Here is a 9876-nt window from a genome sequence, read left to right as displayed (position 1 = left end):
TCGAAAGACGACGTATAGGGTCTGACGCCTGCCCGGTGCCGGAAGGTTAAGAGGAGGTGTGAGAGCACTGAATTGAAGCCCCGGTAAACGGCGGCCGTAACTATAACGGTCCTAAGGTAGCGAAATTCCTTGTCGGGTAAGTTCCGACCTGCACGAATGGCGTAACGACTTCCCCGCTGTCTCCAGCATCGGCTCAGCGAAATTGAATTCCCCGTGAAGATGCGGGGTATCCGCGGTCAGACGGAAAGACCCTATGAACCTTTACTGTAGCTTTACAGTGGCATCAGAGACATTCTGTGTAGGATAGGTGGGAGGCTTTGAAGCAGGGGCGCCAGTTCTTGTGGAGCCATCCTTGAAATACCACCCTGAATTTTTCTGATGTCTAACCGCGGCCAGTAAGCCTGGTCCGGGACCCTGTATGGTGGGCAGTTTGACTGGGGCGGTCGCCTCCCAAAGTGTAACGGAGGCGCGCGATGGTGGGCTCAGGCCGGTCGGAAACCGGCTGTTGAGTGCAATGGCATAAGCCCGCCTGACTGCGAGAGTGACAGCTCGAGCAGAGACGAAAGTCGGCCATAGTGATCCGGTGGTCCCGCGTGGAAGGGCCATCGCTCAACGGATAAAAGGTACTCTAGGGATAACAGGCTGATCTCCCCCAAGAGTCCACATCGACGGGGAGGTTTGGCACCTCGATGTCGGCTCATCACATCCTGGGGCTGGAGCAGGTCCCAAGGGTTCGGCTGTTCGCCGATTAAAGTGGTACGTGAGCTGGGTTTAGAACGTCGTGAGACAGTTCGGTCCCTATCTGCCGTGGATGTTGGAGATTTGAGAGGATTTGTCCCTAGTACGAGAGGACCGGGATGAACATACCTCTGGTGCACCGGTTGTCGCGCCAGCGGCACAGCCGGGTAGCTAAGTATGGACGGGATAACCGCTGAAAGCATCTAAGCGGGAAACCCACCTCAAAACTAGATCTCCCTGAGGGTCGTGGTAGACCACCACGTTAATAGGCCAGATGTGAAAGCGTGGTAACACGTGCAGCTAACTGGTCCTAATCACCCAATAGGCTCACTCTCACACTATCCTTACGGATAGCCCGTGCACAGAAATCATCCATAACCACGTCACACACAAAACACCAAAACGCACCAACCGCATCCACACACCCTTACAGGGTAGTCTGGATGACCTGGTGGCCATGGCGGGGAGAGTTCCACCCGATCCCATCCCGAACTCGGCCGTGAAAACCCCCAGCGCCTATGATACTGCGGCTTAAGCCGCGGGAAAGTCGGTCGCCGCCAGGTCTTCCAGTCTACCCTCACAAAACTAAGCCAAAACAAAATCAGCACTCTCTCAACCGCGGGGTGGAGCAGCCCGGTAGCTCGTCAGGCTCATAACCTGAAGGCCGCAGGTTCAAATCCTGCCCCCGCAACCACGCATAAACGTCTGAAAAGACACGACGAACCCGCCCACTTGAGGCGGGTTTTTTTGTGGCCGGAAAAGGGCGGGAAAAACGGAAAATCATCACAGCCTCAGCAGCTAGATCACCGTGAAAAAATCTAGACGGGGGGGGGGTAGACACCATCGTCTATTGCTTGCTGGAGCAGGGACAAAGTGACTGGAATATGTATCTGTCGCAGCCAAGATTGTCTCGGCTATGGTAGTCCCCTAGCGACATGACGGGTTTTGTATGGCTAACAACATTGGGCGTCTGAAAAAGGGAATGATAGGCCAATGTATGCCTCTATTCTTGCTTTTTCTGATTATGACCGGGACAGCTCACGCCGCCACGCCATCTTATGATGAATACGGATCCTGGTTGGTTGCATGCGATAATATTTTAACCTGCGAAGCTAAGGGCTTTGTGCAGGGTGATGACGATGTTACTTCGACCATGCCGGATAACAGGCCAATCAACGGATCGGTTGATCTACGTTTTCTTCGTGATGCCGGACCGGATGGTGTGATTGAAGCGCGGCTGATCGCCGGGTTTCCCTTTGAGCTGGCGGATCTGCGTGTGGACGGCAGGTCGTTGTTGCTGGATCGTTCGGCATGGTCACTCAACACGCAGGACGGAATCACGACCTTGTCTGGAAAACGGCCTGAAGTCGTTGCGGCGTTTGTCGCGCAGTTGCGGAACGGAACAATGCTGCAGGTACGTGATGGGATTGTGCCATTGAGCGGGTTAAGTGCTGCACTGTTGCATATGGATGATCGACAGGGAAGATTGGGCGGTGTAACGGCATTGATTCGCACGGGGACAAAACCAGCCAGCGCCGTCCCTCCCGCGCCATTACTGCCGCCTGCTCCATCCGCTCATCGTTCCATCGTTCTTACCCGCAAAGAGCGGGCCCACTTGCTGGCATGGACAGAAAGAACGCAGGCTAAGCTCATAAAAAAGCAGAGTTGTGATAGCCTGGATAAAGGAACTGATAGCTTTCTGGAAACAGGAATTTACGGGCTGGACAAGAACAATGCACTTATCTTGTTCGGGTGTTTGATGGCGGTATATCAGGGGACGTCGTTGGTTTTTGTCGTCCCGCGCACCGGTAATGGCCAACCTGAGCCCGCCGACTTGCCAAGTCCCGTTCTGATCAAAGGGGATACAGGCGACGAAGGAAGTATTGTGACAAACCCTGATTTTGACGTGGCGACTGGAACTTTTACGGACTTTTACAAAGGCATGGGGCTGGCTTATTGCGGTGCTTCTCATGAATGGCGGTGGGATGGCCACCATTTCGTTCTGACAAGGATGACCTTTCAGCTTGGCTGTGGTGGCAGCATGTCGGGTGACTGGCCTGTTCTGTATCGATCGAAGGTCCGGTAAAGGGAACAGAAGGCGGAGTAGGCCGGTTCTGTCTGGACGCTGCCGCTTGCCCGGCATTGTTGCCATGTCATGCAGCAAGCAGGGGAAGACAACCAATTGCAAGCATCGTTGGTTGCCTTCCCCGGCAATCATCTGAAATTGTGCATAAGTCCTTGGTAGGATACATCACCCCGTCCACTCAAGGCGGGTTTTTTGTGGTCAGGACACGGCGGCTGAAGAATCCGGTTTTGTAAACAACTGTATTGTCTACTTCCGCGGTCAAATTTTTGGCCGCCATGACGTCCCTTGCTTTTTCGGCATAGTGCTTTCAGCCGAGCATAATACATGCGCTGATCCAGAGCAGGGGCATACTGGTGTTTGAACGTGTGATCTGGAAAAAATAAAGTTCCGGGGAAAAAAGCGGGGTTCTGATCGTCTTTGTAGGTAAGGGAGTCGTTGTGTGCCGTTTGTAAGCAAGCGGTGAACCATGAACCTCCTTGATTTCCGACCTGTTCGAAGGCGTGCAGATACATGAACCGGGCACAATTTTACGCACAATGGAGTTGCGACTTACTCTTACGCGCATTTGTGTGCGTGCCGTGTTCATGACTATCCGCCCATTATGCCCCTGCCTTGCGGCCCATAAATGGACGAGCCTGACCAGCACGCCGTTCCGGCTGATCGTGTGCGTGGTCGGTCTGTTTATTGCATTCGGCCTGCTATCCGCCCCGTTGGGCCGTTACGGCAGTTGGCTGGTCTTTTTCTGGGTTGCCCTGTTCATTCCCTCTATCGTTACGGTTATCTGCCTGACCCCGGATTGGCGCAGACCGTCTTCCAAAGGAGGTCTGTCATGACCGATCTTGCCCCTATTGCTTTTTCCCCGTGGGAGATGTTCCTCAACGCGGGGCCGGTGGTCCGTTGTGTGATGATCCTGCTGGTTGTGGCCAGCGTGCTGACCTGGACTATTCTCATTGCCAAATCGGTAGAGCTGCAACGGGTGCGGGTGAGGTTGACCAAGGCCGAGCAGGCGCTGGAGCAGGCCAGTACGCTGGAGCTTGGTGCGGCAGGCACGCGCCAGAGCAGCATAGCCCATACACTGGTTATGGCTGCTGAAACCGAACGCAAGCGCTCTGCTGATATTCCCGATGACCGCGAGGGCCTGAAGGAACGGATTGTTCTGCATCTTGAACGGCTGGAAGCAGCTGAAGGCCGCAGGCTTATGCGCGGCACAGGTGTGCTGGCCACAATTGGTGCAACGTCGCCCTTTATCGGCCTGTTTGGCACGGTCTGGGGTATTATGACCTCCTTTACCGGTATTGCTGCCAGCAAGGCCACCAGCCTTGCCGTTGTAGCTCCCGGTATTGCCGAGGCGTTGCTGGCGACAGCCCTTGGGTTGGTCGCGGCTATTCCTGCTGTGGTGATTTACAACCATCTTGCCCGCCAAACGGCTACGTGCCGTGCACAGGTCGCGGATATTACAGCGCTGGTGATGCGCCTTGTCTCGCGCGATCTGGGGCGCATGCAGGCGCTGAGTGCTAGCGGGCAGGTGGTGCGGCTTGGTGCTACGCAGAATGCCCACACGGTTGCCGGGGAGTAAGCGGCATGGTCCGTATCCGCCATACCGATGAAAACCCGCATGAAGCCAGCGAGATCAATGTGACTCCGTTTATTGATGTCATGCTGGTTCTGCTGGTGATTTTTATGGTCACGGCTCCGCTGACCACGGTGAACGTGCCAGTGGACCTGCCCTCCTCGGCCGAGAAGCCGACACCGCGACCGGATGATCCAGTGTTCCTGACCGTCAAGGCCGACCATGGTCTGGCGCTGGGGGAGGATGACATCACCACGGATGGTCTGGCGGGTGCATTGGACGGTGCGACCAAGGGCAACAAGGACGAGCGTATTTTTCTGCGGGCCGACAAGACGGTTGATTACGGCACATTGATGGGCGTGATGGATAAGCTGCGCGCTGCCGGTTACCTCAAGGTTGCCCTCGTGACCCTTCAGGGGCAGGAGGAAGGGAGCGTGGCAGGCACAACGCCTATGCTGCCGCCCGGTAATGCGTCCCCCACATCTGGGGCCGCACCGTGAGCAGCACGGTCGAGAGGGAAGGCAAGGGGACTGCTAAAGGTGCTGAGACAACAGTCTTTGCGTCTTTTGCCGACTGGCAGCGTGCGCAGATGCGTCTGGCCCAGCGAGAGGACGCATTGCGTTGGGGCTTGTCCTTTCTGGCCGTGCTCGCCGTCAGTGGTGGGGTGGTCTGGTGGATTACGCGTTTGCCGCCACCAGTTGTGGCTGTGCCAGAGCCGCCACCAGCCGCGATTGCTATTGATATGGCACCAGAGCCGGTCTCGACACCAACGCCGCCGACCGACCTGCCACCGGGGCCACGGTTCTTCCGCACTTTTCGTGATGGGTATCTTGTACTTAGGTTCCGGAACTGGGAAATCCAGAAAGTCGTTCACTTTCATGGATATTCCCCAGTGTCACGCCTTCGGTCTCTTGATCTTCCCCGTTCCCTCGTCGTTCGTCGTGTTGTTGCACTGGACAACAGAGTGGAGATCGAAGTCGGTCTGCGAAAGCGGAGTGCAGTGTGTCCGGACTGTCAGTGCCCGACACGACGCATTCACAGTTTCTATCAGAGAAAACTCGCGGATCTTCCATGGCAGGGCCGTCCAGCCACGCTGATCGTTTCTGTGCCGCGCTTTTTCTGCCAGACGATGCTTTGTCCACGTCGGACGTTTGTCATGCCCCTTGAGGGGATAACCGTGCGTCATGGCAGACAGACCACACGTCTTGCCGATCTTCATTATTATATCGCCCATACCCTGGGCGGTTCCGCTGGAGCACGAATGACCGTGCGCCTGTGTTGCCCCATCAGCGCCGATACTCTTGTCCGCCGTCTTCTCTCACGTGCGCAGAACACCACAAAAGGCATGGCCCGTACACGTGTGGTGGGGGTGGATGACTGGGCATGGCGGCGGGGACATCACTATGGAACGATTGTGGTTGATCTTGAGAAAAATGATGTCATTGACCTCCTGCCAGATCGGGACGCTGATACCCTTGCCCGATGGCTGCAGGTCCATCCCGGTATTGAAATCATTGCCAGAGACCGTGCCGGTGCTTATGCAGACGGATGCCGCAGAGGCGCACCATCCGCTCTTCAGGTGACAGACCGCTGGCATCTGCTGAAGAACCTGTCAGACGCTTTTGTCAGCATTCTGGACCGTTTTACGACAACAGTGAGGACCCTGACACGACAGCTGAACGTATCAACGGCAGTAAGCAAAATATCTGAAACAATCAGAGCGCATCCAGAAGAGGCGCAGGCGGTCGTCAGGTCAGCCTCTGGGGAACGACGTGATATTCTTTTCAAGGAAGCTCTTGCCCTGAAAGCAGAGGGACACAGCATTCAGGCTATCGCCACAACGATCGGGGTAGAGAGAAAAACCGTGCGGCGCTGGTTTCAGCGGGGCCATGCACCACCATGGAAAAGGACGGTTCCGCTACGCAGCATACTCGTGCCTTACGCAGCCCACCTGGAAAAGAGATGGTCCGAAGGATGTCGCAATAGTCGTCAGCTATGGCGGGAACTCCTGGAGCAGGGCTTTGCAGGACAATATGGCACCGTCTGGAAATGGGTGGCGACGCGACAGGGATGTTCCGCGAAACCCGTTCCTTCCGCGCATGTCGTTGCACCTCGGGGACGCAGACTTGCGCGGCTTCTCCTCGCAGAGGATCCGTTATCTGCCGGACAGGAGGGACTGCTGGTTCCTGCCCTTCTGGAAGCTGAACCGCACCTTGCCGTCACACTCTGCTGGCTCAGGAAAATGCAGACCCTGCTCTGTAAAAGGGGTGACACCTGCACGGGAGGCGATCTGAAGGCTCTGCTGGAAGAAGGAAAGACGACGCTGCTGTCACGTCTGATTCCCGCGCTTGAACGGGATGCGGCTGCCATTGAAGCGTCTCTTGTCACACCTTGGACAACCAGCCCGGTTGAAGGACAGATCAGCCGACTGAAAATGATCAAGCGAACCATGTTCGGAAGAGCAGGCTTCGAACTCCTCAGGGCGCGTGTCCTTCAGCCCGCATAATCAAAAAACATCATCACGAAAAGTGCGGAAGAACCCAGTTCTCAGTGAAAATCAACATTGGAAGGGCATAGAACGGCAGGTGTTCGGCGATATACCGTCCTTCCTCCGCTGCATCGCAACGACGTATGTTGGTCGAAAGCTGACATCGCTACCCATCGTCCCTTTCCCGGTGCTGTAATCAACGTAAGGGCTCGGTCTCAACACCCTTGACCTCGGGTGAGTAATTTGCGGCGCAAATATCGCTGAGAAATTTTTGCAGCAAACAGGCGGGTTGCGCTCAATAACGAAACCCAAGGAGGCTTCCTGTCGGATCAGTATCGGTGAGCCGGAGGCGCACGAGATTCTCGTAATCAAAACCTGACGTAAAATCACCCACGGGAACCATATCGGTATTGAGCGTGCAGATGTACTGGAAGCCATGTTTTGCAGCCATCGCGGCGGCAAGTTCCAAAGCATGGGCGCGCTGCCGCGGGTCAACACCGTCGAAAATCGTGCTATCGTGGATCAAGAAATCGATTCCGAGACCACGCTGGCGCGCGAACGAGATCAGCATGAGATCGTAGCAGAAGATTTTCATCTTGCTGATGCCCTCACTTGGACTTCCCGCGATCTCGACGTCGAATTTGTAGCCGGTGTCGTCGATATCAATGACTAGACGGCCGGGCGACTTGTAAAGGTTCTCAGAGAATTTTGAAAAGAGGCCGAGCGCCTGTGTCCACAGCGCACGCCGCTCTTCGTAGTCAAGGATTGTCGAGCGCTTCAGCTCAACAGTCTCCACCTTGATCGTGTCGGCCTTCCTTGTCATCTGACGAAGCTGTGCGATTCTGTTGGTCAGTTCGTCAACCTTCAGCCGAGTGACCGCATGCAGCTCCTGCAATTGAGTGAGTTCTTCCAGCGCGCCCTGTCCTGCAAGCGCGCTGAGGTAGCTGGCACGGCGATCCGTGAGGGTCGCGATGTCGGTATTGCGCTTACTAACGGCGGCTTCGAGAGTGGCAATCTCGCCGGCGATGAACTGGCGGCGATTGGCGATGATCTGGGCATTGAATGCCCGCGCATCCTCCAGCGTCTTCTTGACGGCGCCAGGTAGCGCGATGCCCGCCTCGCCGTAAAGGGCTTCGAGACGGTCTTGCGTCGGAGCGTCTTCGTTCACCAACGAGTCGCGATAGCGATCGAGCCGCCGTTTATCCACGATATTGGCATTGACCAATCCATGGATTTCGCTGGTCAAGAGGTTCGCTTGGCTCTCGATTTCACGGTATTGAGGAAGAACGCGAAAATCGGACAGAGCCTCGCGTTCACGCTCAAGCTGGGTTGTAAGGCTCAGGCGCTCGGCTTCGAGCTCACCGAGCGAGGCCAGTTCGCCGTCGACGGCTCCGGTTTTAATTGCCTGTTTGAGCGCATCAAGTGCCTTCTTTTGATCTTTGAGCTGTTGCCAAGCCGCAGCCTTCTCCCAGTTCAACCCCAGAAGGAAGGCATTGTGGACCTGAATGTCCCAGGTCTTCTGATTGTCAAAGTACTTGAAGGGGATGTTGTACGCGGGTGTCTGGTTACGCACGAAATAGGAGAGCAGCGACCGCGCTGAGGGCTTGTACCCAGATTCTGCTGACAGCTCGCTGATACCGAATAGCGCCCATGCGAGAACGGCTCTCCATCTTTTGGCGTCGAGAATCCGGATGCCTTCTTTGTTCGGCGTCGGCTGGACAGGCCAATCGTCGGTGCCTCCGTCGATCGCGAAAAAACCGGGTGCATCGGTCGCGCGCGTCACAGCAACGTCGTGGCCTCGCAGGGAAAGTTCGAGCGTGAACACCCAACCTTGCAAAGCCTCAGTGCGAAGCCCTTTTCCGGGTGAGGTGTTACTGGCGAGGCAAAAATCGATGATCTCGATGAGCGTCGATTTGCCTAGGGCGTTTGTAGTGTCCTTGTCACCGGCCGAGGTGGATCGGTCGGCTAGTATAAGATTAACTCCCGGCGTTAGCAGCGTGGTGTGGAAGCCCCTTCGGTTGGCTCGAACAGCTCTGATCATGAGGAGGTCCTGACGATAAGGCCATCTCGGATATCGATGGCGCCGATCAGATAGAGGAGGTTTGAGGCCAGTACGAACCGCTCGAAGGTCCCGACGTTGGGTTCCGTCCGCAAACGCTCCCAAAAGCCTGAAACGGTCATGGGCGTGCTAAGATGAGCAAGCAGCGTGGCGCCCACACCGATCAACGCCTCGTTTTGCGGGATATGTTTGGTCGGAAGAATCATTTCTCAAACACGTCGCAGATTTCGAAGAGATAGATGAGAACAGCGATGCCCGCGGTCTTATCGGCTTGTCGCCGCAAACCGCGCTGGGCAAAGGCGCACATCAACTCGAAAAGCTCGTCGCCCTTATGGCCCTCCTTCCGGCGAGCATAATATTCTTCAAGAAATCCGGCCTTCAGCCGCTCGGGAAAGTCAGGATCGAGTTGCGCTTCCGCTTCGACATAATCGCCAACGGTGGCGCGCGAGGTCAGTCCCGCAGCGATGATGTGACGAGATCCGTTCGAGAGCGCGTTCTTTTTGATCTTCTTGTCCGGCGCGAGGAGATCAAAAGAGCCATTTGGGGCTGGCGCTTGGTTCGCAACCCAAGAGACGGCGTTCTGCAATTCGGGAAAGGCGACGTCAGCAAAGGCCTCTTCCATAGTTTGGCGGACCTGCTTTTCGTGACTTTCCTTCAGTTGCAGAAGGGTCGCGGTCGGCCAATCGGCCTCGACCTTGTCGATGATCGTGTGGTGATCGGTGCAGAGATAGAGGAGGTTTCGGACGTTATCGCGCTCAGCATCGGTCATCGAGGCGTCATAGCGGGCCGCTGTCGACTTCTCGCCACGAATGTGAGCTGCCTCGCCAACATAGGTGTCGTCTCCCACCTGGGCGTCGTAGGTGAGATGTTTGCCGCACTTCGGGAAAGCACAGACGCCGCCACTTCGAAACGCCAAGATGATCCTCGTTGGATAA

General features: G+C 56.1%; 8 protein-coding genes, 1 tRNA gene and 2 rRNA genes (1 of these 11 cut by a window edge). 8 read left to right on the top strand and 3 right to left on the bottom strand.

Features of this window, described 5'->3' with window-relative positions:
* The 8 genes from LKE65_RS01455 to LKE65_RS01420 all read left to right on the top strand — a co-directional run.
* Nucleotides 1-1073 (top strand): 23S ribosomal RNA (locus LKE65_RS01455) (it extends 1668 nt beyond the left edge of the window).
* A 112-nt stretch (nucleotides 1074-1185) separates the two neighbouring features.
* Nucleotides 1186-1301: ribosomal RNA gene (gene rrf / locus LKE65_RS01450) — 5S ribosomal RNA — on the top strand.
* A 54-nt stretch (nucleotides 1302-1355) separates the two neighbouring features.
* Nucleotides 1356-1432, top strand: a tRNA-Met gene (locus LKE65_RS01445).
* 255 nt (nucleotides 1433-1687) lie between these two features.
* Entirely contained in the window at nucleotides 1688-2824 is a 1137-nt protein-coding gene (locus LKE65_RS01440) for a DUF1176 domain-containing protein (protein ID WP_278740167.1), read from the top strand.
* A 542-nt stretch (nucleotides 2825-3366) separates the two neighbouring features.
* Nucleotides 3367-3657, top strand: coding sequence for a hypothetical protein (locus LKE65_RS01435; protein WP_278740166.1), 291 nt, complete (start codon nucleotides 3367-3369; stop codon nucleotides 3655-3657).
* Nucleotides 3654-4400 carry a tonB-system energizer ExbB gene (gene exbB / locus LKE65_RS01430; protein WP_278740164.1) on the top strand — a complete coding sequence of 249 codons (747 nt, stop codon included), beginning with the start codon at nucleotides 3654-3656 and terminating at the stop codon, nucleotides 4398-4400. The genes LKE65_RS01435 and exbB overlap by 4 nt, the downstream gene beginning before the upstream one ends.
* 5 nt (nucleotides 4401-4405) lie before the next feature.
* A complete protein-coding gene (gene exbD / locus LKE65_RS01425) occupies nucleotides 4406-4894 on the top strand; it encodes a TonB system transport protein ExbD (protein WP_278740161.1) in 489 nt (162 codons plus the stop codon).
* Between the two features lie 392 nt (nucleotides 4895-5286).
* The gene (locus LKE65_RS01420) at nucleotides 5287-6900 is read left to right on the top strand and encodes an ISL3 family transposase (RefSeq protein WP_278739923.1); all 1614 of its coding nucleotides are present in this window, start codon (nucleotides 5287-5289) and stop codon (nucleotides 6898-6900) included.
* A 277-nt stretch (nucleotides 6901-7177) separates the two neighbouring features.
* On the opposite strand, the gene LKE65_RS01415 is transcribed toward LKE65_RS01420, so the two are convergent.
* Genes LKE65_RS01415 through LKE65_RS01405 form a run of 3 tightly spaced genes read right to left on the bottom strand, consistent with a single transcriptional unit; the run spans nucleotide 7178 to nucleotide 9857 of the window.
* Nucleotides 7178-8923, bottom strand: coding sequence for a DUF2326 domain-containing protein (locus LKE65_RS01415; protein WP_278740160.1), 1746 nt, complete (start codon nucleotides 8921-8923; stop codon nucleotides 7178-7180).
* Entirely contained in the window at nucleotides 8920-9147 is a 228-nt protein-coding gene (locus LKE65_RS01410; RefSeq protein WP_278740158.1) for an ABC-three component system middle component 6, read from the bottom strand. Before LKE65_RS01410 ends, LKE65_RS01415 begins: the two co-directional genes overlap by 4 nt.
* A complete protein-coding gene (locus LKE65_RS01405; RefSeq protein WP_278740157.1) occupies nucleotides 9144-9857 on the bottom strand; it encodes an HNH endonuclease in 714 nt (237 codons plus the stop codon). Before LKE65_RS01405 ends, LKE65_RS01410 begins: the two co-directional genes overlap by 4 nt.
* Nucleotides 9858-9876 lie beyond the last annotated feature (19 nt).

The sequence above is a fragment of the Acetobacter fabarum genome (assembly GCF_022483405.1).
Classification (GTDB): Bacteria; Pseudomonadota; Alphaproteobacteria; order Acetobacterales; family Acetobacteraceae; genus Acetobacter; species Acetobacter fabarum.
Note: the sequence above shows the minus strand (reverse complement) of the source record. Positions and strands in the feature narration are given on the sequence as shown.